We start from the raw sequence: 24,790 nt of genomic DNA on the forward strand, positions 1-24,790 counted from the left end.
GTGCTCCTCATGCGGCGTCCTTCGGGCCGATCCGGGCCGCGACGGCCCGGCCGACCAGGTCGAGCGCGACGACGACGGCGACCAGGCACAGCACCCCCGTCCACGGGCCGGGGGCGGTCCCGGCGGCGGCCGCCCCGGCGATCCAGTCCGCCAGGGCGCTCGGCGACGGCCGCTCGACCGGCCCCGCCACGACGAGCACGAGGGAGGCCGCGCCGATCGCCCGGGAGACCGCCAGGACGGTCGACGAGACGAGCCCGGCCGAGGCCGTCGGCAGTACGACGCGCAGGATGACCCGCCATCTGTCGGCGCCGAGCGCGAGCGCCTCCCAGCGCAGCGCTGCGGGCACGAGGCCGAGCATCTGGACGGCGCCGCGCGCGACGTAGGGGATCATCAGCGCGCACAGCGCGAGGACGGCGCCCGCGGCCGCCGGGGCGCGGCCCGGGCCGACCAGCACGATGCGCAGGGCCAGCGCGAGCAGGCCCGCGACGAGGGAGGGCGCCGAGACCGCGGCGTCGGTCAGGGACGAGACGATGCGGGCCGCGCGGCATTCCGCGTACTCGGCCGCCCACACGGCGCAGGCCAGGCCGACGGGCACCGAGACGGCGATCGCGGCGGTGATGGTCACCAGCGTCCCGACCACCGCGCCCAGGAGAGGGGCCGCCGGGGTCGTGCCGCCCGCCGGGGCGGCGGCCCTCGCCAGCAGCACGACCAGGGGCAGCACGGCCAGCGCGAACGCCGCCGCGCACAGATCGCGGCAGCCCGCGTCCACCGCGCTGCGCGGCCCCTCGACGGCGAGGACGAGGAGCGGGTGGACGAGCAGGCAGGCGAAGGCCCCGCCGATGAGCGCGCCGAGCGGACCGCCGTCGGACGAGAGGGCCTCGAGCAGTGCGGCGACGAGCAGACAGGCGGGCACGAGCACGGCGCCGGTCCAGCGGGGCAGGCGGACGGCGGTCGGCGACGCGTCGAGGGCCCGGTCGAGGGCGGCGAGCTCGGCCGGGATGCCGCGCCCCGGGCGGGCGCGGCGCGGGCGCACCGGCGGGCGCCCGGCGACCAGGGCCCGGGCGGAGAGACCGGCCGCGAGGTCGATGAGCACGATGATGAGCGCGGCGAGGACGAGCCTGCCGAGGATGTCGTCGTCCGCGAGCCGGGTGAGGCGCCAGGCGTCGGAGCGCGAGGCGGCGCGGGCCGGGATCGCCCGCAGCTGGTCGGGGCGGACGCCGCCGAGCAGGACGGTCAGGGCGAGGGCCTCGGCCAGGGCGCGCGAGAGTGCGAGGGCGGTCATCGAGCGCAGGGCGCGCGCGCAGGAGGGCAGGACGACCTGCCGGATCATCTCCCAGCGCGTGGCGCCGAGGGCCAGCGAGGCCTCGACGAGCGCTGACGGGACCCGCGCGAAGACCTCCCGGGCGCCCGAGGCGATCGTCGGCGTGACGATGACGGCCAGGACCAGCCCGCGGACGACGGTCCGCGCCGGGCCGTCCGCGCCCCCGGTGAGGGGCTCGGCGGCGAGCAGGGCGTACGCGACGGCGGGGACGGCGGCCAGGACGTCGAGGAGCGCCCCGAGCGGGCGGCGCGCCCGGCGCGGCGCGATCCGCGTGGCGAACAGCGCGGCGCCGGCGCCGACGGGCGCGGCCACGGCGACGGCGATCGCAGCGGAGCAGAGCACCTCGACCAGCAGCGCTCCCAGGCCGGTGGCCGAGCCCTCGGGCGAGGTCGCCGACTGGCAGGCCAGGAGGGTGATGAGCGCCATCGGGACGAGGACGGTCAGCAGGGCCCCGGCGCGGGCCAGGGCCGCCGCGGCCCGGTCGCCGCCGCCCGCGACGGCGGGCAGGGCTGTCACGCCGCCGGGGTCGGCGGCCGGGGCGGCTCCGTGCGCTGCTGCTCGGTTCATCCGGTGCGGGTCCTCGGGCTCGGAGGCGGACGCGTGCCGTCCGCCGTTACCGAGGCTATGCGGCGCGCCCGGTGCGGCGGGAGGGCCCGGGCGAACATTGCGTGAACGCCGCCCGCCGGCGCCCTCGTGGAGCGGGACGGGTCCTCGGACGGTGGTGGGCGTCCGGCCCGGACTGTTCGGCTGTGTCGTCCGGGTCCGGGGCCGGCTCCGCCCGCGCGGTGTCCCGGGGCGCCTGCTCACCCGACGGCCGGGTGCGACTCCACGTCCAGGACCCGCCCGTCGGCCCCGACGTGGAGGACGAGGGACTGACCGGGATGCATGGAGGTCCTCTCGACGTCCAGGCCGGCCTGCATGGCGGGCAGCACGGGACGGTGCCCGCAGACGACCGGGCGCATGCCGGGATCGGCTCCGGCGGCCCGCCGCAGCTCGGCCATGAACGCTGCGACCCGCTCGTCGTTGCCGTCGGCCATCTCCTCGCTCAGCAGGGCGACGAGCTCGGGGACCAGCCCGGCGGCCTCGGCGTAGGGCTCGACGGTCTGGGCGCAGCGCGTCGACGTGCTCGTGATGATGCGGTTCACGCCGTACGCGGCGAACAGGGCGGGCAACCGCGCCCCCTGCCGCTCGCCGCGGGGCGCCAGCGGGCGCAGCCAGTCGTCGCCCCTCCAGGCCTTGCGCGGGCTCGCCTTGGCGTGCCGGGTCAGTACGAGCACCCCGGTCGGGCCCTGCTCGTGGAGCCCGGCGGCGCGGGCCAGCAGCGCCCGCTCGTCGTCGTGGGCGAGCAGCGCGTCCGCCTCGCCGACGGTGGTCCACAGCACCTCGTCGGCCTCGTCGTCGCGCGGGCCCACCGTCCCGTCCTCGGCGACGCCGAGCCACCAGTCGACGCGCTTGTGGTCGCCGTCCACCAGATAGTCCAGCGGCGGCAGGGGCCGCGTGAGCCGCACCCGGACGCCGGTCTCCTCGTCCACTTCGCGCACCGCGGTGACCGGCAGCGGCTCGTCCTTCTCCTGGTGGCCCTTGGGCAGGCCCCAGGTGCCGTAGCGGGGGACGTGCTCGATGAGCGCCTGCGTGCGCCCGCCCCTCGTGCGCAGGACCACCGCGCCGGCCGCCCGGATGACCGGCTCGCCCTCCAGCATCGCGCTCATCGGTCCGGCAGGACGCCGGGACGCTGGATGAACAGCGTGCGGCGCGGGGTGCGGGTGGTCTGGCGGCGCTCGGCCGTCCTGGCGATGAGGTGCTCCTGGATGTCGAGTTTCGGGCCGCCGTCGGCGTCGCGCGTGTCGGGCCGCCACAGCCGGTCGTGGAGCCGCCAGCTGACCGAGTCCTCGTCGAAGGCGAGGTCGAACAGCTCCCCGATCTCGTCGATGTGGCGCTGGTTCGTGATCGAGACGATCGCCTCGACGCGGCGGTCGAGGTTGCGGTGCATCATGTCGGCCGAGCCGATCCCCACCGCGGGGTGTCCGTCGTTCTCGAACCAGAAGATGCGCGAGTGCTCCAGGAAGCGCCCCAGCACCGAGATGACGCGAATGTTCTCGCTCAGGCCGGGCACCCCCGGACGGATGCCGCAGATGCCGCGCACCCACAGGTCGACCTGGACGCCGGCCCGCGAGGCGCGGTAGAGGGCGTCGATGACCTGCTCGTCGATGATCGAGTTGACCTTGATGCGGATGCGCGCGCGCCGGCCCGCCCGCTCGTGCTCGATCTCACGGTCGATGGCCTCGATGATGCCGCTGCGCACGCCGTTGGGGGCCACGAGCAGCCGGCGGTAGGAGGTCTCGGCCGTCATGCCGGACAGGTGGTTGAACAGCCGCGAGACGTCGTCGGTGACGATGGGGTTGCAGGTGAGCAGACCCATGTCCTCGTACTGACGGGCCGTCTTCGGGTTGTAGTTGCCGGTGCCGATGTGCGCATAGCGGCGCAGCCCGTCCGGCTCGTCGCGCACCACGAGGATGAGCTTGCAGTGGGTCTTCAGCCCGATCATGCCGTAGACGACGTGGACGCCGTGCCGCTCCAGCTTGCGGGCCCAGGCGATGTTGTTCTGCTCGTCGAAGCGGGCCTTGATCTCGACGAGCGCGAGCACCTGCTTGCCTGCCTCGGCCGCCTCGATGAGGGCGTCGATGATGGGGGAGTCGCCGCTGGTGCGGTAGAGCGTCTGCTTGATCGCCAGCACGTGCGGATCGGAGGCCGCCTGCTCGACGAAGCGCTGGACGCTCGTCGCGAAGGAGTCGTACGGGTGGTGCAGCAGCACGTCGTGGCGCTTGATCGCCTTGAACAGGTCGGCCTCGCTGGAGGTCTCGACCGGGGCGAGGTCGGGGTGCGTCTTCGGCAGGAAGTTGGGGTACTTGAGGTCCTCGCGGTCGACGTCCGCCAGATCGAACAGGCCGGTGAGGTCGAGCGGGGCGGGCAGCCGGAAGATCTCCCTCTCCGAGATGTCCAGCTCGCCGGCGAGCAGCTCCAGCAGCTCGTCCGAGACGGTCTCCTCGACCTCCAGACGCACCGGCGGGCGTCCGACCTTGCGGCGCAGCAGCTCCTTCTCCAGGGCGAACAGGAGGTTCTCGGCGTCGTCCTCCTCGACCTCCACGTCCTCGTTGCGGGTGACGCGGAAGACGCACGAGCTGGCCACCTGCATGCCGCTGAACAGCTCGGACAGGTGCTTGATGATGACCTCCTCGAGCGGGACGAACCGCGTGGGGGCCAGCCGGATGAAGCGGTCGAGGATGCCCGGCACCTTGATGCGGGCGAACTGGCGAGCCTCGTTGGCCGGGTTGCGCAGCAGCACGCCGATGTTGAGCGACAGGCCCGAGATGTACGGGAAGGGGTGCGAGGGGTCGACGGCCAGCGGCGTGAGCACCGGGTAGATGCGCTCGGTGAAGAGCTCGTCCATGCGGGCCCGCTCGTCGGCGGTGAGCTGGCCCCAGCGCAGCAGGTCGATGCCCTCGGCCCGCAGCGCCGGCAGGATCTCGTCCTGGAAGAGCGCGGCCTGCGAGGCGACCAGCTCGTGGACGCGGGTGAGCATCGCGTCGTAGAGCTCGCGCGGCCGCATACCGGTGACCGAGGGGACGGCCACGCCGGCGTCGATGCGGCGCTTGAGGCCGGCGACGCGGACCATGAAGAACTCGTCGAGGTTGGAGCTGAAGATCGCCGTGAACTTGGCGCGTTCCAGCAGCGGGATGCGCCCGGCGTCGCGGGCCAGGTCGAGAACGCGGTTGTTGAAGGCCAGCCAGCTCAACTCGCGCTCGGAGTAGCGGTCCTTCGGCAGCTCGTCGGTCCGGTCCTCGGACGACGTGGTCCGCTCCGCGGTGCTCCGATCCGTGGTGCCGTTCATCGGTTCTGCTCCTGGTCCGCTTCGGCAGGGACGCGCGCGTAGGCGATGTCCGTGGAGACCACCCGGAAGCCCGCGGACCGGTACATGCGCACCACCGGCGGGTTCGAGGCCTCGACGTACAGGTCGATCGCCCTGGCGCCCTGGTTCTCCATCCGCAGGATACCGGCATCGAGCAGGGCGCGTCCGATGCCCATGCGCGCCCAGTCGGGATGGACGCCGATGACGTAGACCTCGCCGCGCCTGTCCTCGCCGGCGCCCTCGACCTTGGTCCAGTGGAAGCCGACGAGCCGCCCGGACGCCTCGCGCGCGACGATCAGCCCCGCCGGGTCGAACCAGTCCTGGCCCATGCGACGGCGGGCGTCCTCGGCGGTCATCGCGCCCTGCTCCGGGTGGTGCGCGAAGGCGGCCCGGTTGACCTCGACGAGGCGCTCGAGGTCGTCGTCGCGGTAGGAGTCGAGCGTCAACCCCTCGGGCGGGCGCGCGCCGTGCTCGTCGTCGCCGGGCGTCGCCATGCTCATGACCAGCAGACTGCGCACCGGGCTCAGTCCGAGGCCCGCGGCCAGCCCCCGGGCGGCGGGGAGGTCGCCGAAGGCCCACCAGTTCAGGGCTGCGGGGATCGGGGCCTTCTCGTCCCTCGCGCACGACAGGGTGGTGTGGCCGACGACGGCCCGGACGAGCCTCGTCGCGATGCCGTGGCGGCGCGCCCCCGGCGCCACCATGAGCTGGACGGTCTGCTCGCGGCCGTCCCAGTGGGCGTAGCCGAGCAGGCCGCGCCCGGCCCCGTCGTCGGACTCGCGTGCCAGCCAGTGGCTGTGGAGGGGGACGGCCCCGCCGAGCGAGAGCCGGGCCGATTCGTTGAGCGGCATCACGCCGTCGGCCGCGGCGACGTCGTCCGCGAGGACGCGGACGAGCTCGGCGTCGGGCTCGGACAGGCGGATCGCCGGAGGCGTGATGACGGTGCTCATGGTCACAAGCCTAGGCGTCCCGGATGCGTGCTCCGCCGTTGCGGACGCGGCTCCGGGACCGTCCCGTCCGCGTGCCGGGCCGCCCCTCATCCGTTCCCGCCTCGCATTCGCGCTTCCACCTCGGACATGCCCGGGTGTTGAGCAGGAGACGAGGTGGGTGGGAGCGGGGATGCGAGGCGGGGCGAAGGGCTCCCGGGCCGACGGGGGAGGCCGACGGGTCGCTCGCCCAGCGGCTCCGGCGTCACTCCTGCACCGGGCGGGGCGCCTTCCCGCTCATGCGCAGCGCATTGTTGCGCCCCAGCGCGCCGCGCCCGGCCTCGAGCAGCGCCTGCCAGGACGCTTCGCGGGCCCCCTCGTCGCGGAGCCCCTCCGCTTGCCGCGGGTCGAGAAGGGCGACGCCGACGAGCGCGACCTCGAGGGCTCCCCAGACCTGCTCGCGAGCCAGCAGATCGGAGGGCGCCCCGAGCAGCGCGGCGACCCTGCCGCCGGGGCCGCGCAGCTCGTCGGGACCGTCGGTCAGCTGCATGACGAAGAAGCCTCGGCGGGTGATGCGCTCGTAGACGAGGCCGCCGTTGATCGCGAAGTTCGCCACGCGTCGCAGCGCGTGGAAGATCCAGTAGTCCTCGAGCTCGGGGCCGGGCGCGATCCTGGCGTCGACCTCGGCGAACAGCTCGATGCGCAGGCCGTCGTCCGGGACCGGGTCGGCCAGCCCCTCGGACATGATGACGGTCGTGCCGTCCGGGGCGCCGAGCAGCCGCCACGACTCCGGTCCGGCCGGCCAGGTGTTGCGCGCCAGATGCGGCCAGCGCTCGTCGAAGCGGGCAGTGCCCAGCGGCCTCAGCCCCGAGCTCGTGCGGCCCAGGGCGCGGTCGCGGCGCACGGCGTCCACACCGGTGAACTCCTGCTGGTAGATCGCGTCCAGTCCGGGATCGACGCTCAGCGGCAGGGTCCGGATGGGCTTGTCGGCGACGAGCCTGGCGCGCAGCGTCCGCACCTCGACGACGAACACCCGCGGCGGGTCGGCGGCCAGCGCGCGCAGTCGTCGCAGGTGGACGATGGCCTCGACCGGCATCTCCCGGAAGTCGCCGCCCAGCGGCTGGGCGGCCTCGCCCTCCACCGCGGGGACGAAGCCGATGCCGTAGCGGCCCCGGCCGGCCCGTCGCGCGATCCTCAGGACCCGGCGCAGATGGTCCTCGGCGTCCCACTGCTGGATGCGCAGGCCCTCGTGGGTGATGCGCACCGAGTAGTAGCCCTCGGGCAGCGCCGCGGCGCCCATGGCCGAACGGGTCCGGTAGCGCAGCGGGCCGCCGCGCAGCTCCTCCTCGGCGGTGAGCACGGTGCCCGTCGTGGCGGTACCGTCGGAGCTGATCCAGCCGACGCGCTCGGGGCGGTCGTCGAGCAGGCCCAGCCGGACGATGCGGCGGTGCATCGTCTCGAGGCTCGCCCGCGCGGCGGGAGTCAGCGCAATGTCGTGCATGGCCCCAGTATGACCCGCCGGCGAACGGGTCCGGCGGGCCCTCCGAGGCCGGGCCGCGCTGCGCCCGGGGGTCGAGGTGCCCGGTGGGATCGAGGTGCCCGGGCCCGAGTCGCGCTGCGCGCGGGGGTCGAGGGGAGCCACGGCACAAGGCTCCCGGAGAACCATCCGGGAGACGCGCTGCGCGCGGGGATCGAAGTCCGGATCGGTCTCGCGTCGCGGCTGACCGGGAGGAGTCGCGCTACGCGCGGGGATCGAAGCGGTAGCCGACGTTGCGCACCGTGCCGATGCACTGGTCGTACTCGGTGCTGAGTTTGGCGCGCAGCCGCCGCACGTGCACGTCGACGGTGCGGGTGCCGCCGTAGTAGTCGTAGCCCCAGACGTTCTTGAGCAGCTCCTCGCGGCTGAGCACCCGGCCGGGGTGGGCGACGAGGAACTTCAGCAGCTCGAACTCCGTGTACGTCAGGTCGAGCTGGTTGCCGTCCACGGTGGCGGTGCAGGCCGACTCGTCGATCTCGATGGAGCCGCTCGACAGGGTGCTGTGCGCGTGCGGGGCGATGAGCAGGCGCAGACGCAGTTCCCACTCGGCCGGCCGGGCGCTCTCGAGGATGAGGTCGTCGATGCCCCACTCCGGGGAGACGACCGACAGCGACTCGGGCGCGACGAGCAGCATGACCGGCTCCTCGACGCCGACCGCGGCGAGCACCTGGCAGGAGCTGCGCGCCGCGGCGAGTTCCTCGCGGGCGTCGACGACGACGGCGTCGGTGATCTCGAGGTTGTTGAGCGCCTCGGTGCCGTTGGCCGCGACGACGAGCTCGTGCTGGAGCAGGACGAGGTTCTCCGGCGGGATGAGACCGGCGGGGCAGACGAACAGCACATGGGCCATGTCCGCCTCCTGTCGTCGATCCCGCCTCAGGATAGTTGAGCGGGTCCCACCCCATCGTCGGGGAGCCGTCATCCGTCGGCGGCCCGACCGCCGGTCGGTCCGGTCGGCGATCAGTCGGCGCTGTCGAGCAGGATCGTCACCGGCCCGTCGTTGACGAGCGCGACCTCCATGTGGGCCCCGAAGCGGCCCGTCTCGACGTGGGCGCCGGCCTCGCGCAGCGCCCGGACGTAGGCCTCCACGAGGGGCTCGCTCACGGGGGCCGGGGCCGCGGCGCTCCAGCTGGGACGACGGCCCTTGCGGGTGCGCGCGTAGAGAGTGAACTGGCTGACGACGAGGACGGGCGCGCCGAGGTCGGAGGCGGAGCGCTCGCCGTCCAGGATGCGGAGCCTGAGGGTCCGGGCGGCCATGTCCGCCGCGGTTCGCGGCGTGTCGCCGTGCGTGATGCCCACGAGGGCCACGAGCCCGGGGCCGGGCAGGGAGCCGACGACCTCCCCGTCGACGCTCACCGAGGCGGACAGGGCGCGCTGCAGGACGACTCGCATGACCCCAATGGTCCCACCGCCGGCCGCCCGGGCGCCGCGGAGGGTTCGCGCCCGGCCCGGTGCGCCGGGCGCGGCCCACCGGCGCCCCCGTCCGGCGGTCGACCCCGCATCGTGGCACGAGGTTGCCATCCGCGTGGGGTGCGCTGACGCCCCGTGACCCGACGACGGGCTCCTCGAGGTGCATCATCCTTTGTCAGAAGAGGCGAGAGTGCAATGGACGCCGGATCGTCCCGGGTGCTCCGCGGGGCGCGCCGGATGGCAAGTGCTGGCAATGCGCGCCGTGTGCACGACACGGGCTGAGAGCATCGGCCTTGTGAATCGGGCTCCCTCCCCCGGACGAGCCGTGGCGCTCCTCGGCCGATCAGTCCGTGACACCCGTTCGGAGCCGGTGGGGACCCATCCGGCTCCGGGGAGCCGGCACGGCGCCGGCACGGAGACGGGGCGGCTCGGCGACGAGCGGTCCCGTCACAGGCTCCGAGAGGGCCCGGCCCGTCCGGACCCGTCCCATGCGCTCGCAAGGGTGCGCGTGCGGCCGCCGGGGGTCCGCTCCGACTGGACAGGGGAAGAGAGGAACCGATGACGATTCCCGCAGGAGGCCAGAAGTTCGCGGTCGTCGAGGCCGCGCCCTTCGGCATGAAAGACGAGATCGGCTACGCCCTGGGCGACACGGGCAACAACTTCACCTTCAACCTGGTGAACTCGTTCCTCACGATCTTCTACACCAACGTCTTCGGCATCAAGGGCGCCATCGTCGGCGTCATGTTCATGATCGCCCGCTTCTTCGACGCCTTCATCGACGTCGTGGTGGGTCGGCTCGCCGACAACTCCGAGCTCACGAGCAAGGGCCGCTTCACCCCGTGGATCATCCGCATGAAGTACCCGCTGCTCGTCTCGGCCATCATCCTGTGGGTGCCGCTCATCTCCGGCGTTCCGCTGGGCGCGCGCATCGTCTACGCCTTCGTCACCTATCTGGCGTTCGGCATCCTCTACTCGTTCGTGAACATCCCGTACGGCTCGATGGCCTCGGCCATCTCGGACGACCCCGACCACAAGACCGCCCTGTCGACCTGGCGCTCGGTCGGCGCCGCCGTCGGCTCGGCCATCGTCTCCTACATCGTCCCGCTGGTCATGTACGCCGGGAACTCCAAGCAGATCAACGGCGCCCGCTTCTTCTTCGGCGCCGCTGTCTTCGCCGCCCTCGGAACCGTCTGCTACGTCGCGTTGACCCGGCTGACCACCGAGCGCGTCCGCGTCGAGAAGTCCGAGCCCGTGCCCTTCGGCAAGATGCTCAGGGACATGGCCCACAACAGGGCCCTGCTCGTGCTGGTCATCGTCGACCTCGTCGTCGTCATCAACCAGAACCTGTCGGGCACGATGCTCACCTATCTGTACAACGACTACTTCCAGAACAAGACCATGATGTCGATCGCCCTCGTGTTCAACTTCACGACGGTCATCCTCATCGCGCCGTTCGCCGGTGCCATCGTGCGCCGGTTCGGCCGCAAGGAGTCGGCCGTGACGGCCCTGCTGTTCGCCGTCGTCGTCTACGGCTCCCTGTTCCTCGTTCACACCCACAGCCCGGCCGTCTACCTCGTCGGCCTGTTCTTCGGCTCCCTCGGCGCCGGCGTCTTCAACCTCATGGTGTGGGCCTTCATCACCGACGTCATCGACAACCACGAGGTGCTCACCGGCGATCGCGAGGACGGCGTCGTGTACGGCGTCAATTCCTTCGCCCGCAAGGTCGCCCAGGGCATCGGCGGCCTGGTCGGCGGCTCCATGCTGTCGATCATCGGCTACGTCGAGTCCAACAGGGGCGGTGCCCAGCAGACCGCCCAAGTCGTCGACCGCATCTACAACCTGGCCGCCGGCCTGCCTGCCGGCTGCTGCCTCGTCGCCGCGCTCGTCCTCCTGTTCCTCTACCCGCTCAGCAGGAGGCGGGTCGCCGAGAACGCCGAGGTCATCAGGGAGCGGCACGCGACCAACACGGTCATCTGACTGCCCGGACCGGCCCGCGAGGGGGCGGCCGTCACTCGACGGCCGGGCCCCTCGTTCGTGGGGGCGGCCGGGATGGATCGTTCGTGGGGCGGCTCCCGCGTCCGCGGGGCGGCTCCAGCCGGCGACCTAGACTGATCGGGTGGCGATGCTCGACCTGGTCCTTCTCCTCCTCGCGGTGGCCGCCGTGGCCGCCTCGGCCGTCGCCCTGCTGGTCGCCGTGGTGCGCTGGTTGCACCGTCGCGAGGCGCGGGACCTGCGCCGGTCGAGGCCGCTCATCCGCAACGACAGGAGACGCTGAACCATGCCCTTCCAGATCCCCGAGGATCTCAACCCGGCGCTCATGCCGCTGGCCTGGCTCATCGGCCGCTGGGCCGGCAACGGCCATGGCGACTGGCCCGGTCGTGGCGACTTCGAGTTCGGCCAGCAGGTCGAGTTCGCCACGAACGGCGAGCCGTACCTGCACTACATCTCGCAGACCTACGTGGCCGACGAGACCGGTCGTCCCATCGCACCGCTGGGCATGGAGACCGGTTTCTGGCGCCCGGTGGCGGACGGCGGCGTCGAGGTCGTCCTGTCGCACCCGGACGGCTGGAGCGAGGTCTGGAACGGTCGCGTCGACGGCGCCAGGATCGAGCTCGTCACCGACGTCGTGGCCCGCACCAGGAACGCCGCGCTCGAGTACACCGGCGGCCGGCGCCTGTACGGCAACGTCGAGTCCGACCTCATGTGGACCTTCGACCGGGCCGCCAAGGACGTGCCGCTGCAGCCCTACATGTGGGCCCGCCTCCAGCGGAGGACGCCGTGACGAGCGCCCGGAGGACGGCATGAGCGCCGTCTTCGTCCCCGCCGGGCCCGACGAGGGCCTGCTGTGGCACCGGGGCGAGCCCATGGCCGAGCAGCGCGCCATCGTCGAGGGCTCCGCTGTCGTCGAGCTGGGCCGCCGCGAGGTCCTCGCCGTGGCGGGTCCGGCCCGCCATGAGTGGCTGCACTCGCTCACGACGGGCGTCTTCACCGGTCTCGGGGCCGGTGCCGCCGTCGACGCGCTCGTGCTCGACCCGTCCGGCCACGTCGTGCACGTCCTGCACGCCGTCGAGGACGGTCGGCGCCTGTGGCTGTTCGGGGGAGCCGGCTCGGACGGTGCGCTCGGCGACTTCCTCTCGTCGATGGTCTTCCGCACCAGGGTCGCCGTCGAGCGACGCCCCGACGCCCACGTCCTGTGGGTGGGCGCCGGGGCGGGCGAGGCGCCGGCCGGGCTCGCCCCCGACCTGCCCGCGCCCTTCGGCGCCGGTGCCGTCCGCATCGCCGCCTCCGGCATCGACGAGGACGACGGGCGCGCCGCCGGCATCTGGGCCTGGGAGGCCCTGCGCATCGCCGCCGGCGTCCCGCGCATCGGCGTCGACACGGACGAGCGGACCCTGCCCAACGAGCTCGGCCTCTACGCGACGGCTCTCGACAAGGGGTGCTACTGCGGGCAGGAGACCGTCGCCCGCATCCACTCCGTGGGGCGCCCGCCGCGCCGGCTCGTGCGTCTGCACCTCGACGGCATGCGCTCCCGGCTGCCCGCGGCGGGCTCGGCGCTGCTGCTCGACGGCGATCCGGTGGGCTTCATCGGGGCCAGCGCCCTGCACTGGCAGGACGGCCCGATCGGCCTCGGCCTGGTCGGACGCGCCGTTCCCGTCGATGCGCAGTTCGTCGTCGACGGGGTGGACGCGGCTCAGGAGGCGCTCGTCGACCCCGACATCGGGCTCCACGTGAGGCCGCCCGCAGGGCTGCGCCGTCGCCCCGTCGGCCCGCGTCGCCGTTCGCTCTGAACCGGTCTGTGCCGCTCGCACCTCGCTTCTGTGCTCGCACCTCGGGCATGTCCCGGGTGTTGGACGAAAAGTGAGGCGGGAGGGGACGAGGGGAGCGGTGGCCCCGGCTCAGGCGTTCGCGTCCTGGTTGCGGTTCCTGATGCGCACCTTGGCGCGGTCCCGGGCGTCCAGGACGACCTTGCGCACGCGCACCGCGTCGGGGGTGACCTCGAGGCATTCGTCGGCGGCGCAGAACTCCAGCGACTGCTCCAGGCTCATGCGTCGCGGGGGGATGAGGCGTTCGAGCTCGTCGCCGGTGCTGGAGCGCACGTTCGTGAGATGCTTCTCCTTGGTCGGGTTGACGTCCATCTCGTCCGGCCGGGAGTTCTCGCCGACGACCATGCCCTCGTAGACCTCGTCGCCGGGCCCGACGAACAGCTCGCCGCGCTCCTGCAGGTTGAACAGGGCGTAACTCGACACGACGCCCTGGCGGTCGGCCACGAGCGAGCCGGTGGGGCGGTTGCGCATCTCGCCGGCCCAGGGCGTCCAGCCCTCCCAGACGTGGTTCATGATGCCGGTGCCGCGGGTCGAGGTGAGGAACTCGGTGCGGAAGCCGATGAGCCCTCGCGAGGGGACGACGTACTCCATGCGCACCCAGCCCGAGCCGTGGTTGATCATCTGGTCCATGGTGCCCTTGCGGGTGCCCATCATCTCGGTGACGGTGCCCAGGAACTCCTCGGGCACGTCGACGGTGAGCCGGTCGGTGGGCTCCAGCAGGGTGCCGTCCCCGTCGCGGCGGGTGACGACCTCGGGCTTGCCGACGGTGAGCTCGAATCCCTCGCGGCGCATCATCTCGACGAGCACGGCCAGCTGCAGCTCGCCGCGGCCCTGCACCTCCCAGGTGTCGGGCCGGTCGGTGCCGAGCACCCGGATCGAGACGTTGCCGACGAGCTCGGCGTCGAGGCGGTTCTTCACCAGACGGGCCGTCAGCTGCGTGCCGGAGCGGCCGGACAGCGGCGAGGTGTTGATGCCGATGGTCATCGACAGGCTGGGCTCGTCGACGTGGATGAGCGGCAGCGGGCGCGGGTCGTCGGGGTCGGAGATCGTCTCGCCGATCGTGATCTCCGGGATGCCCGCGATCGCGATGATGTCCCCCGGGCCGGCCTGCTCGACGCTCACGCGGTCGAGGGCCTCGGTCATGAGCAGCTCGGACAGGCGGACGTCCTGCACGGTGCCGTTGCGGCGGCACCAGGCGACGGTCTGCCCGCGGCTCACGGTGCCCTCGACGACGCGGCACAGGGCGAGGCGGCCGAGGTAGGGCGAGGAGTCGAGGTTGGTCACGTGGGCCTGGAGCGGGGCGCCCTCGGTGTAGGCGGGGGCGGGGATCGAGGCCTCGATGACGTCGAAGAGCGGCTGGAGGTCCGTCGAGTCCGGCAGGGCGCCGTCGGCGGGGGCGGTGAGGCTGGCCCGCCCGGCCTTGGCGGCGCAGTAGACGATCGGGAAGTCGAGACCGCCGGCGTCCTCGTCGTCGAGGAGGTCCAGGAACAGCTCGTAGGTCTCGTCGACGACCTCGCCGATGCGGGCGTCCGGGCGGTCGACCTTGTTGATGACGAGGACGATAGGCAGCTTCTTGTCGAGCGCCTTGCGCAGGACGAAGCGGGTCTGGGGCAGCGGGCCCTCGGAGGCGTCCACGAGCAGGAGCACCCCGTCGACCATCTCGAGGCCGCGCTCGACCTCGCCGCCGAAGTCGGCGTGGCCCGGGGTGTCGATGATGTTGAGGGTGAGCTCGCGCCCGTCGGTCATGGTGTGCCGCACGGCCGTGTTCTTCGCGAGGATGGTGATGCCCTTCTCGCGCTCCAGGTCCATGGAGTCCATGACGCGGTTCTCGACGTCGGAGCCCTCGCGGAAGGCGCCGGACTGCCACAGCATGGCGTCGACGAGGGTGGTCTTGCCGTGGTCGACGTGGGCGACGATGGCGACGTTTCGCAGATCCTGGCGGACGGGCATGGGACTCCAACATGGCGATGGTGACGGCCGACGGACGGCGGGGAGCCGCGGGCCGGATGCCTGCGTGAGCGGGCACACGGGCGACGAGTCTACTCCGGCCCGGCCCGATCCTTCCCGGCCGCCGCCGTCACGGTCGGCCGGTCGCGGCCATGGCGGCCGCCCTGCGGTGTGCACGGCCCGATGCCCTTCTGGCCAGTGGTTTCGGGACGGGGACAGGGCCCGGGCGGCCTCCGGCCGGTCCGCGACCCGTGGGCCCGTGCCCTGGCTCAGCGCCCGAGCAGCCGTCCCAGCGGCCCGGGCCTGCGGGTCGCCGCGACCTCCTCGGCGGTGTGGTCGCCGTCGCACCAGCGCTGCGGCGGCACCTGCGCCTTCACCTGGGCGATGTGCCGGCCGCATCCGGCCCAGGTGGTCCTGCCGCAGATCTTGCAGGTGACGGGTCGGCACATGAGCACTCCTCGACGATTCGGTGCGGCGGTGGACGGGCGGCTGCCCGGCCATGTCCGATTGTATACCCCCAGGGGTATATGACACGATGGTGTCATGAGAATCGTCATCGTGGGCGGAGCGGCCGGTGCCGGGCGGCTTCATCGTCGGCGTCCTCGGGCTCCGGGCGGCGGCCACCGGCTGGAACGAGCGACGCGCCCGGGCCGCCGGCAGGCGGCTGCGCATCATCCGCACCCATCCGGGCGATCACGCCGGCCACTGCCCGGGCGCAGAGCAGATGAACCTCGGTCTCGTCGTCGACGCCGACACCGACGACGTGCTGGGCGCGCAGGGCGTCGGCCCGGCCGGGGTGGACAAGCGCATCGACGTCATCGCGGCGGTGATGGCCGGCGGTCCGCGGGCGGCCGAGCTGGGGCGCCTCGAACCGGCCTGTGCGCCGCAGTCCTCCTCGGCGAAGGACCCGGTGAACATGCTCGGCCTCGTCGACGAGAACCTGCGCGACGGGCCGACCGAGAACCTCCAGTGGCACGAACCCGACGCGGCCGCCGGCGCCGCCGTGCTGGACGTCCGCTCGCCCGCCGAGCACGCCCGGGCGGGCCATCCCCGGCTCGCTGCCCATCCCGCCGGACGAGCTGCGCGACCGGCTGGGCGGGCTGCCCGACGGGGAGCTCGTCGTGTACTGCGCGGCTACTCGGCCTGCCGGATCCTCGCCCGGCACGGGCGCCGGGCCCGCAGCCTCGACGGCGGCCTGGCCACCTGGTCGTCCGGGACGGCCGCCGCCCGGGCCTCAGGCCAGTGAGAGGAAGAGCCGCTCCATCTCGGCCGGGTCGGGTCCGGACCGCGGGTCGGCGATGCAGTGGCGCAGCCCGGCTGCGATGACGGCGAACCCCGCCCGGTCGACGGCCTTGCTCACCGCGGCGATCTGGGTGACCACGTCCTTGCAGTCGCGGCCGTCCTGGATCATCCGGATGATGCCGCCGAGCTGGCCCTGGGCGCGCTGCAGGCGTCTGATCACAGCTGCCAGGTCGTCATCGGTTCCGGCATCGGTCGGCGTCGTCGCGGTCATGCGGGCTCCCTCCTCCGACGTGCCCCAAGAATACCCGGGAGGGTATCCGGGGCGTTCAGGGCCGCCCGGTGCCCTCCGTCGACGCGGATCACGCCGACGATCCCGCGACGCGGTTCAGGACCCGATGCCCTCCAACGGACGGCGGCGCATGCGGTGCGGCAGGACGAGGCGGCCGGCCCGGTCGAGGTCGTCGGCCCCCACCCGGGCGCGGCCGTCCCAGGCGGCCAGGGCGCGGGCGGCCCGCACCATCATGATGTCGGCGCGGTGACCGTCCACGCCAGCCTCGATGCAGATGGACGCCACCCGTCCCAGGGCGTCGTCGCCGGCCCGCACCTCGGGGAGCAGGCCGATGGCGCGGTCGATCCGCGCGGCCAGCTCGTCGCCCGCCTCCCGCCAGGCCGCCGCGAAGGCGACCGGGTCGTCCTCGTAGGCCAGGCGCCGGCGGATCACCTCGACGCGGGCCGCCGGGTCGGTCTCCCCGGCCACCGTGACGCACAGGCCGAAGCGGTCGAGCAGCTGCGGGCGCAGCTCGCCCTCCTCCGGGTTCATCGTGCCGACGAGGGAGAACCGGGCCGGGTGCGTCACCGACAGCCCCTCCCGCTCGACGGTGGACACCCCCATCGCCGCCGAGTCGAGCAGCAGGTCGACGACGTGGTTGTCGAGCAGGTTCACCTCGTCCACGTAGAGGATCCCGCGGTGCGCGGCGGCCAGCAGCCCCGGCTCGAAGCGGCGCGCGCCCTGCCTGAGGGCGGCCTGGATGTCGAGGCTGCCCGTGACCCGGTCCTCGGTGGCGCCCACCGGCAGCTCGACGATCTGCACCCGGCGGCGTTCGACGGCGGGCGGCGCGGCGGGCTCCAGGCCGAGCTGGTCGGCGTAGGCGGCGAACTCGTCCGGGGACAGGTGGTAGGGGTTCCCGACCACCTCGTCGCGTTCGGGCAGCAGGGCGGCCAGGCCGCGCACGGCGGTGGACTTCGCGGTGCCCTTCTCGCCGCGGATGAGGATGCCGCTGAGCTCGGGGCAGATGACCGCCAGGACGAGCCCCAGGCGCATCTGGTCCTGGCCGACGATCGCGGTGAACGGGTAGACGGGTCGTTCCATGGTCTCAGCTCCTTGCCAACGGCGTTGGTGTCTCGACGGTGGTCGAGTCCCGGCGGGCGGTCCGGGCCAGGTCGGCCAGCTCGTCGGCGCGCAGCTCCTCGACGGACAGGCGGCGCGCCCCGAGGGCCGCGGCCAGACCCGCCGCCGTCCGGGTGCGGCGCCCGGTGGGGTGCTCGGTGTCGACGACCAGCCAGGTGCAGCCGTTCCCGGCGAGCCGGGCCGCCACCGCGAGCGCCTCGTCCTGGGCGCCCCGGGACACCCCGCCGTCGAGCCCCACATTGGCGCGGCCGTCGGTGACGACGATGATGATCTGCCGCTGGCCGGGATTCGTCCGGCGCAGCGCGGCGGCCAGCCCGTCGGCCGCGACCAGCCCCGACGACAGCGGGGTGCGTCCGCCCACCGGCATCCGGCGCAGCTGGCGCTCGGCCAGCTCGACCGACGCGGTGGGCGGCACGAGGACCTCCGCCCCGGCGCCGCGGAAGGCGACGAGCGCCACCTGGTCGCGGCGGACGTAGGAGTCGAGCAGCAGGCTCAGCACGGCGCCCTTCGAGGCGACCATGCGCCCGCGGGCGCCCATCGAGCCGGAGGCGTCCACGACGAGGATCACGGCGGAGCCGACCTGCGTGGTGCGCTCGGCCCGCCGCCAGTCGTCCGGTTCGACGATGAGGGCCAGCTCGAGGCGCGGGTCGCCGGGCCCGAGCCCGGCCCGCCGGTCCCGCTGGTGCGGGGCCGCGGCCCGCAGCGTCGCGTCGAGGGCCAGGTGGTGCGCATCCCCGGTGGGGCGGGCGGTGACGTAGTGGCCGTGCCCGTCGGCGCTGACCGTCTCCTGGCGCCGCCCCGAGCCGGTGCGCGGAACCCGGTCGGCGCCGAGCCGCAGCTCGCGGACGGCGAAGGGCTCGCCGATCTCGGCGGTGCGGTCCGGCGCCGGCCCGTGCTCGGGGCCCCGCCCCTCGCGGTCCCGTCCCCGCCCGGGGCCGGGCTCGGGCCCGTCCGGCCGCCCGCCGGGCGCGTCCTCGCCCGGCCGGTCCGGGTCCTGCGGCGCGGGAGCAGGGGGAGCACCGGGCGGTGGCGCGGCGCGGCGCCGGTGGGCCAGGACGAGCTCGGCGACGGCCTCGACGTCACCGGCCGTCGCCACCGGCCGACCGTCCAGGGCCGCCTCGGCGCGGGCAGCGCCGGCCATGACGACGTCGGCGCGGTGCCCGGCGCAGGCCGCCCGTCGGCACAGGTCGACGATCAGGTCGTTCACCGGCTGCGGCAGCTCGACGCGGGCCACCAGCGCGCGGGCCTCGCGCAGGCGCTCGGCCAGGGCCTCCTCCCCCGTCGCCCACCGGGCGATGAAGGCGTCCGGGTCGGCGTCGAAGGCCAGGCGCCGGCGGATCACCTCGACGCGGGCCGCCGGGTCGGTCTCGCCCCGCACGTCGACGCACAGGCCGAAGCGGTCGAGCAGCTGCGGGCGCAGCGCCCCCTCCTCGGGGTTCATCGTGCCGACGAGCGAGAACGCTGCCCGCCGGCTCGCCGACAGACCCTCGCGCTCGACCCGCACGAGCCCGGAGGCGGCCGCGTCGAGCACCAGGTCGACGAGGTGGTCGTCGAGCAGGTTCACCTCGTCGACGTAGCAGATGCCGCCGTCCACCTCGGCCAGCAGCCCGGGCATCAGCCGCGGCGTCCCGTCCGCCAGGGTCGCCTCGAGGTCGAGCCCGCCGAGCACGCGGTCCTCGGTGGCGCCCAGTGCGAGGGTGCGCATCGAGCCGGCCGGCAGCAGGGCCGCCAGGGAGCGGGCGATCGTCGACTTCGCGGTGCCCCTCTCCCCGCGCAGCAGCACGCCGCCGATCCCGGGCGAGACGGCCACCAGCTCGAGGGCGTGCCGCATCGCCCGCTGGCCGACGATCGCGGTGAACGGGTACAGCGGAGGCCTCCTCGGCGCCCCGCCCGGGGTACGGCTCACTGCGCCTCGGTCCCGTCGCCCTCCAGGGCGGCCTCGAGATCGAAACCCAGCGCGTCCAGCGCGTCCAGCCGGTCCTCGTCGGCCGACCACAGCCCGCGCTCGGAGGCCTCGGTGAGGCGCTGGGCGATGTCGGCTGCGGCGTGCGGGTTGTTGTCGACGAGGCGTTCGCGCATCCGCTCGTCGGCGAGGTAGCGATCGAAGACCTCGTCGAACATCCAGTCCCCGACCTGCCCGGTCGTCGCCGCCAGCCCCACCAGGTTCGTGACGCGCTTGGCGATCTCGGTGCCGCCGCGATGCCGGTGGGCGAGCATGGCGTCCTGCCAGTCCGGGTTGAACAGGCGGGTGCGCAGGCCGTCGGCGGTGGCCTCGCCCGCGGTGCTCGTGTGCACGGCGGCTCCGCTGGTGTCGGCGACCAGGGTCATCGGGCGTTCGCCGCGCACCTGGACCACGGCCGCCGAGAAACCGCCCAGGTACTCGAAGTAGTGGTCCAGGTCGGTGATCGCGTACTCGTTCGAGGACCGCACCTGCGAGACGACCTCGACCCGCGCCAGGCCCTTGGCGTAGAGCCCGTCGACGCGTTCGCCCGACCGGCGGCGCGAGTAGACGTGGTCGTTGGCGTGCGCGAACTCGCGGGCCAGGTCCTCGGCGTCGTCCCACTCGCCGGCCTCGACGGTGCCGGTCATGCCGGTCCCGTAGTAGCTGCTGGCCGGGCCGAAGATGCGGCTGCTGGCCAGCTCGCCGGCCTCGTCGGCGCTGCGGCCGCCGGCGATGAGTTCGCCGCGCAGGGCGCGCGCCGAGGCGGCGACCGGGTTGATCTCGTCGGGTTCGTCGAGGGCGGCGATGGTGGCCACCAGCTCGTCCAGTTCGTCGATGAGGCCCGAGAAGAGGTCGCGGAAGAAGCCGCAGATCGTCACGACGACATCGACGCGCGGTGCCGTCAGCTCCTCGGCCGGGATCGGTTCGAAGCGCGGCCGGCCGGGCCGGGGCCGGGCCGCCGGACGGGCGCCCAGCAGCGACAGGACCTGCGCGAAGGCCTCGCCCTGGGTCCTGGTGGTCTCCAGGCCCCACAGGACGACGCCGACGCAGCGCGGATCGGCGCCGTCGTGCTCGGCGCGCCATGCGGCGCGGATGTCCGCGGCGATGCGTTCGCCGCGGCGCCAGGCCACCGGGGTGGGGACGCGGCGCGGGTCGAACTGGTAGATGCCGTGGCCGGACGGCATGATGCGCGGGTCGCGGATCACGTCGCCGCCCAGCCGCGCCGTGAGATGACGACCGGTCAGCGCCCGGTGCAGTCCATCCCACTCGTCGTTGCCGCCGAGGACCGATCTCAGCTCGCGGGCCCGTGCCGCCAGGGCGCCGAGCGCCTCGTCCCCCCGTGGGCGGGCCGGTGCCGCAGCGGCGGCGAGGCCGAGCGGCTCGGCGATCTGCGGGGGCATGCCGTCTGCGGGAGCTCCGGTCCGGGGCCCGGGGCCGGCGGCCGGGCGGGCCGGTTCGGGTTCGTCGAGCGCGGCGTCGATCAGCTGCGTCGCCCGCTCCCGCAGCCTGGTCAGCTCGGTGCGCGGCAGCTCGTCGACCGTGGCCGGGTCCAGGCCCTCCGCCTCGGCGACGACCTCGACGGCCGGCGGCAGCTCGGCGGTGCCGTGCCCGAGGGCGCCGTGCACCATCGTGCGCGTCTGCGCCGCGGTCCACGTCCGGCCGAAGACGTGCAGCCCCATCGGCGTCAGCGACTGCGCCAGACGGTCCAGGCGGGACTCCAGTTCGTCGGGGTCGGTCGGCAGGTGCTCGGCCTCGGCGCGCCTGCGCACCTCCTCCAGCAGCTCCGCGCTCGTCGCCGGCGCCAGCGCGAGACTGCGCCGGTACTCGGCCACCAGCTCGTCCAGCTCGGCGAGCGTGTCGTGCAGCCCGCCGGGCACCATCGCCACCGGCTGGTGGCTGACGATCTGCGCGTGCGAGCGGCGCACCGCGATGAGGCCCTCGGCGGGGTTCCCGGCGTAGTAGAGGTACACGTGCGGCACCGAGCCCATCATGATGTCGGGGTAGCAGCGGGTGCTCACCGCGTTCTCCTTGCCGCCCAGGAACTCCATCGTCCCGTGCGTGCCGACGTGGACGATGACGTCCGGGCGCCACACCTTCTGCAGCCAGGTGTAGAACGCCAGGTACTGCGGGTGGGGCGGGGCCGTCTTGTCATGGGCCTGCGCATCGGCCGTCGCGCCGCCGCCGCGCCCGGGCTGGATGCCGACGAGCGCGTTGCCGAACTCGAGCGCCGGGATGATGAAGTCGCCCTCCGGCGTCGTCATCGGGGCGCTCGGCCCGTCGGCCGGCCACGCCTCGTCCACCTGCGCGCAGGCCCGCTCGTCCCCCAGGTCGGCCCGGGCCTGCGCCCTCGGATAGACGAACGGGGCGTCCGGCGCGCCGAACCGGGGCGAGTTCACGGCGCGGGCCAGCAACCGGTCCAGCAGCTCGTCGGGACCGGGCGTGCCCACCCGGTAGCCGGTGCGGGCCAGCTCGGCGAGCACCGCCGACATCGAGGCGGCCACGTCGAGGAAGGAGCCGCCCAGCAGCCTGCTCTCGCCGGCCGGGTAGTCGTAGCCGATGATCGCCACGCGCGCCTCGGCCGGGTCGAGACGCCTCAGCCGCAGCAGCCCGGCGACCCGGCCGGCCAGGCGGTCGACCTGCTCGGGGATCGGGGTGAGCGCGTTGAGGGCGACGCCGTAGCGCTCGTCGACCCGTGGGGCGCTCATCGCGGCCACCGGGATCTCGTCGATGCAGCCGTCGAGCTCCGGCAGCATCATCGACACCATCACCTTGGCCGGGCTCAGCCCCGAGGGGAGCCGGAGCCAGTCGTCGATCGTGATGCGGGTCAGCAGGATCGGGTGCACGTGCGCGGCGCCCCACTCGTCGAGCAGCTCGGCCCCGGCGCCGCCCGTGCCGCCGCCGTAACTCGTGCCCAGCCGCAGGCTGAGCATGTTCACGACGACATCGGGCACGATGCCGGCGTCGGCCATGAGGCGACGCAGGTCGTCGACCGTGCGGGTGGCGTCGCGCACCGCCAGCGGCAGCACCCAGCAGTGCTCGCCGAGCGCCTCGACGACCGCCCTCGTCGCCGCCGTCGAGTCGATCGGGTACCCGTTGCCGGGATGCAGCACGAGCGCCACCTGCCGCCGCCCGGGCCCGCCGACGGCCTCGGCGTAACGGCGCACGTCGGTGAACTCGCGTCCGCCGGCCAGGTCGACCGCGACGATGCCGTCACCCGGGTACTCGGCCGGTGTCACGGCGATCTCCGGGTGCCCGCCGTACTCGTGCAGGAGCAGCGTCAGGAAGGCCATGGTGTGCACCGGGGTCATCGCGTGGAAGCACCGCAGCAGCGTTGACAGGTTGGCCAGGTCGGCCCGGAACCGCTCTGGTTCGGCGCCCTCGGCGCTGGTCGGTTGCGCACCAGGGCCGGCGGGCCCGATGGGGACGCCGCCGGGGGCGGGTCGCACGGCGCCCAGGCGCAGCCTGTCGGTGAACAGATGCCCCGGAGGCAGCAGGTCGCCCTCGTAGGCCGCCACCGGCCCGGCCAGCGCGTCGGTCCAGGCCCGCGGCGCGCCGCTCAGGTCGATGGCGAGGAAGTCGCTGTTCGCCACCGCCCCGGGCAGCCGCGCCGCATCCTGCGGCGATGGGGGACTGGTGGCGTTGAACAGCCGGAGCTCGCAGGCCCCGGGATGGGTCCGAGCCAGCTTCCGGTCGGCCGCGATGAAGGCCGACAGCAGATCGGGACACACGCTGATGATCGTGATGCGCAAGACCGTTTCCCCCTGGATCGACCGCCGCCTCGTCCCGGGCTGCCCGCGTCGGCCGAGCGGCCGCCGTGCCCCGCCGGCAGCAGGACGGATCTTCACGTCATCAGCTTAGCCTTGCCTGAACGGCATGGCGTCGCCTGAATGACACGGCGTCGCGTCCCGTGTCCGGGCCCCGCCCGGGGCTCCGGACCGGCGCCCCGCCCCGGGCGGTGTGCGGCCGTGCCGTGTTCGCCCGGGGACCGAGCACGGCCTCGGTGCGCGGGGCGCCGATGGGGGCGGTCGCATCGTGCTGCGGGGCCGCGCCGCTCGCCATGGTCGGGGCGGGCCCCGCGCGGCCTCCTCGACCGCGTCATGGCTCCCTCCCCGACCCGGCGGGACGGCATCAGTGCCCGCCATCGTGGCGACTCCGCCGGGGCTCCTTCCCGACCCGGCGGGACGGCGGCCGCGTCCGAGCGCCGGACACGACGCGGCCCCGGGCGGGTGCGAATACACTGCCGCCCGTGGCAGAAGAACCCGCTGGAGCCCGATCCGCTCAGCCCCCCGACGCGGGCGGCGAACGCCCCGCCTCCGCCACCGGGCGTCCAGCCGCGGAGCCGGCTTATGCGAGCACGGGCGCCCGGTTCTACCCGATCATGCTGGCCGCCATGGCCGTCGTCATCGTGCTGTCGGGCATCGGCGGATCGAAGGCCGTCCAGCTCGGCCCGATCCTCACCGACGGCGCCTTCTTCATCTTCCCGTTCAGCTACGTCCTCGGCGACTCGATCACCGAGATCTACGGGCCCCGGGCCGCCCGCCAGGCCATCACGACGGGTTTCGCCGTCAACATCGTGAGCTCGTCGATCTACTGGGTGATCATCGTGCTGCCGGGCCTGTCGGACGGTAGCAACGCAGCCCGCGACGCCGCCTTCCGGCTGGCCCTCGGCCCGGTGTGGCAGGTCGTCCTGGCCGGCGTCGTCGGTTTCGCCGGGGGGCAGAGCACCAACTCCCTCATCATGTGGCTCGGCAAGCGGCGCAACCACGAGAAGGGCCTGTACGGCCGACTCGTCTCGTCGACCGGTGCCGGCGAACTCATCGACACGCTGCTGTTCTGCCTCATCGCCGCGCACGCGATCGGCCTGACCGCGGTCGGGCAGGTCGTGAACTACACGATCGTCGGCTATCTGTACAAGATCGCCCTGCAGTACGCCCTCGTGCCGCTCACCGGACGCGTCATCGCGGCGATCAAGAGACGCGAGCCGAGCTACCGGGCGGCACTGGCCGCGGCCTGAGTCCGGCAGGCGGCCGGCGGAGCCGCCCGCCGGACCGGGCCGTGGCGATGGCGCCTCCCGGCCGGCCCGCCCCGGGCCGGCCGGCACGTGGGGATGCCGCCGGCCCCGCCCGTGACGGCAACAGCGCGGCGGGGGTCCGCCCCGAGCCGGGCGGCACGTGGTGACTCCGGCTCAGCCGGTGACCTCCTCCTCGATCGTGACGCCGTACGTGCTCTGGAAGTACTCCTGCGTGGCGGTCATGAGCTCGGCCGTCTCGGTCTGCGCCGAGTCCCAGCGGCCGTGCCCGGGGACCCGCCGGAGGCGCTCGACGCCGCGCTC

Annotated in this window: 19 protein-coding genes; 6 read left to right on the forward strand and 13 right to left on the reverse strand. The window is 73.9% G+C overall.

Translation table 11 applies throughout. The features are described 5' to 3' along the window. Positions 1–7: 7 nt before the first annotated feature. The 7 genes from EGX94_RS08665 to dtd all read right to left on the reverse strand — a co-directional run bounded on the left by EGX94_RS08665 (position 8) and on the right by dtd (position 9,077). Entirely contained in the window at positions 8–1,888 is a 1,881-nt protein-coding gene (locus EGX94_RS08665; RefSeq protein ID WP_123826199.1) for an ABC transporter permease subunit, read from the reverse strand. 236 nt (positions 1,889–2,124) lie between these two features. Next, the gene (locus tag EGX94_RS08670) at positions 2,125–3,030 is read right to left on the reverse strand and encodes an NUDIX hydrolase (RefSeq protein ID WP_081660536.1); all 906 of its coding nucleotides are present in this window, start codon (positions 3,028–3,030) and stop codon (positions 2,125–2,127) included. Then, positions 3,027–5,210: an RNA degradosome polyphosphate kinase gene (locus tag EGX94_RS08675; RefSeq protein WP_021796635.1), complete on the reverse strand. Its 2,184-nt coding sequence runs from the start codon at positions 5,208–5,210 to the stop codon at positions 3,027–3,029. The genes EGX94_RS08670 and EGX94_RS08675 overlap by 4 nt, the downstream gene beginning before the upstream one ends. Further along, entirely contained in the window at positions 5,207–6,175 is a 969-nt protein-coding gene (gene mshD, locus EGX94_RS08680; RefSeq protein WP_051383735.1) for a mycothiol synthase, read from the reverse strand. The genes EGX94_RS08675 and mshD overlap by 4 nt, the downstream gene beginning before the upstream one ends. 241 nt (positions 6,176–6,416) lie before the next feature. Further along, a complete protein-coding gene (locus EGX94_RS08685; RefSeq protein WP_021796639.1) occupies positions 6,417–7,652 on the reverse strand; it encodes a hypothetical protein in 1,236 nt (411 codons plus the stop codon). Positions 7,653–7,890: 238 nt separating this feature from the next. After that, positions 7,891–8,535: a winged helix-turn-helix transcriptional regulator gene (locus EGX94_RS08690; RefSeq protein ID WP_021796638.1), complete on the reverse strand. Its 645-nt coding sequence runs from the start codon at positions 8,533–8,535 to the stop codon at positions 7,891–7,893. A gap of 110 nt (positions 8,536–8,645) precedes the next feature. Next, complete coding sequence (gene dtd, locus EGX94_RS08695) at positions 8,646–9,077, reverse strand: D-aminoacyl-tRNA deacylase (RefSeq protein WP_021796636.1); 432 nt, start codon at positions 9,075–9,077, stop codon at positions 8,646–8,648. Between the two features lie 576 nt (positions 9,078–9,653). Here dtd and EGX94_RS08700 point away from each other — a divergent pair. The 4 genes from EGX94_RS08700 to ygfZ all read left to right on the forward strand — a co-directional run bounded on the left by EGX94_RS08700 (position 9,654) and on the right by ygfZ (position 12,883). Then, positions 9,654–11,072 (forward strand): MFS transporter, encoded by a 1,419-nt coding sequence (locus EGX94_RS08700; RefSeq protein ID WP_021798894.1) that lies wholly within the window; start codon positions 9,654–9,656, stop codon positions 11,070–11,072. A 139-nt stretch (positions 11,073–11,211) separates the two neighbouring features. After that, positions 11,212–11,370, forward strand: a complete 159-nt coding sequence (locus EGX94_RS13455; protein ID WP_155944972.1) for a hypothetical protein — start codon at positions 11,212–11,214, stop codon at positions 11,368–11,370. A 3-nt stretch (positions 11,371–11,373) separates the two neighbouring features. Next, positions 11,374–11,877 (forward strand): FABP family protein, encoded by a 504-nt coding sequence (locus EGX94_RS08705; protein WP_021798893.1) that lies wholly within the window; start codon positions 11,374–11,376, stop codon positions 11,875–11,877. A 19-nt stretch (positions 11,878–11,896) separates the two neighbouring features. Then, positions 11,897–12,883 (forward strand): CAF17-like 4Fe-4S cluster assembly/insertion protein YgfZ, encoded by a 987-nt coding sequence (ygfZ, locus tag EGX94_RS08710; protein ID WP_021798900.1) that lies wholly within the window; start codon positions 11,897–11,899, stop codon positions 12,881–12,883. Between the two features lie 108 nt (positions 12,884–12,991). Here ygfZ and typA read toward each other — a convergent pair whose 3' ends face one another. Beyond that, entirely contained in the window at positions 12,992–14,869 is a 1,878-nt protein-coding gene (gene typA, locus EGX94_RS08715) for a translational GTPase TypA (RefSeq protein ID WP_021798896.1), read from the reverse strand. 266 nt (positions 14,870–15,135) lie between these two features. Next, the gene (locus EGX94_RS08720) at positions 15,136–15,315 is read right to left on the reverse strand and encodes a hypothetical protein (protein ID WP_021798895.1); all 180 of its coding nucleotides are present in this window, start codon (positions 15,313–15,315) and stop codon (positions 15,136–15,138) included. 125 nt (positions 15,316–15,440) lie between these two features. Here EGX94_RS08720 and EGX94_RS08725 point away from each other — a divergent pair, with 125 nt between their 5' ends. Then, on the forward strand, positions 15,441–16,112 hold the full coding sequence (locus EGX94_RS08725; RefSeq protein ID WP_021798897.1) for a rhodanese-like domain-containing protein: 672 nt from the start codon (positions 15,441–15,443) through the stop codon (positions 16,110–16,112). On the opposite strand, the gene EGX94_RS08730 is transcribed toward EGX94_RS08725, so the two are convergent. The 4 genes from EGX94_RS08730 to EGX94_RS08745 all read right to left on the reverse strand — a co-directional run bounded on the left by EGX94_RS08730 (position 16,101) and on the right by EGX94_RS08745 (position 23,207). Continuing rightward, entirely contained in the window at positions 16,101–16,379 is a 279-nt protein-coding gene (locus EGX94_RS08730) for a metal-sensitive transcriptional regulator (RefSeq protein ID WP_021798899.1), read from the reverse strand. The genes EGX94_RS08725 and EGX94_RS08730 overlap by 12 nt on opposite strands. A 114-nt stretch (positions 16,380–16,493) precedes the next feature. Next, a complete protein-coding gene (locus EGX94_RS08735; RefSeq protein ID WP_021798892.1) occupies positions 16,494–17,477 on the reverse strand; it encodes an ATP-binding protein in 984 nt (327 codons plus the stop codon). A gap of 4 nt (positions 17,478–17,481) precedes the next feature. Continuing rightward, on the reverse strand, positions 17,482–19,347 hold the full coding sequence (locus tag EGX94_RS08740; RefSeq protein WP_123826465.1) for a VWA domain-containing protein: 1,866 nt from the start codon (positions 19,345–19,347) through the stop codon (positions 17,482–17,484). 71 nt (positions 19,348–19,418) lie between these two features. After that, positions 19,419–23,207, reverse strand: coding sequence for a cobaltochelatase subunit CobN (locus EGX94_RS08745; protein ID WP_123826201.1), 3,789 nt, complete (start codon positions 23,205–23,207; stop codon positions 19,419–19,421). Between the two features lie 497 nt (positions 23,208–23,704). On the opposite strand from EGX94_RS08745, the gene EGX94_RS08750 reads away from it, so the two are divergent. Further along, entirely contained in the window at positions 23,705–24,472 is a 768-nt protein-coding gene (locus EGX94_RS08750; protein ID WP_021798747.1) for a queuosine precursor transporter, read from the forward strand. Positions 24,473–24,790: the final 318 nt, after the last annotated feature.

Source organism: Propionibacterium acidifaciens (genome assembly GCF_003798325.1).
GTDB lineage: Bacteria > Actinomycetota > Actinomycetes > Propionibacteriales > Propionibacteriaceae > Propionibacterium > Propionibacterium acidifaciens.